At 57.2% G+C, this 477-nt stretch carries 1 rRNA gene; it reads right to left on the bottom strand.

Annotated elements, in window-relative coordinates:
* Positions 1 to 477 (bottom strand): 23S ribosomal RNA (locus tag UQ64_RS28950); the annotation flags it as partial.

Genomic DNA, 477 nt, shown 5'->3' with positions numbered 1-477 from the left:
TGCACCAGCGGTACGTCCATCCCGGTCCTCTCGTACTAAGGACAGCTCCTCTCAAATTTCCTGCGCCCACGACAGATAGGGACCGAACTGTCTCACGACGTTCTGAACCCAGCTCGCGTACCGCTTTAATGGGCGAACAGCCCAACCCTTGGGACCTACTTCAGCCCCAGGATGCGATGAGCCGACATCGAGGTGCCAAACCTCCCCGTCGATGTGGACTCTTGGGGGAGATAAGCCTGTTATCCCCAGGGTAGCTTTTATCCGTTGAGCGATGGCCCTTCCATGCGGTACCACCGGATCACTAAGTCCGACTTTCGTCCCTGCTCGACTTGTAGGTCTCGCAGTCAAGCTCCCTTATGCCTTTGCACTCTTCGAATGATTTCCAACCATTCTGAGGGAACCTTGGAACGCCTCCGTTACTCTTTAGGAGGCGACCGCCCCAGTCAAACTGCCCGCCTGACACGGTCCCCGTACCCG

The sequence above is a fragment of the Paenibacillus etheri genome (assembly GCF_001012825.1).
In the GTDB taxonomy this organism is placed as follows: Bacteria; Bacillota; Bacilli; order Paenibacillales; family Paenibacillaceae; genus Paenibacillus_AQ; species Paenibacillus_AQ etheri.
The sequence above is the reverse complement of the archived record's forward strand: the minus strand, read 5'-3'. Positions and strand labels throughout refer to the sequence as shown.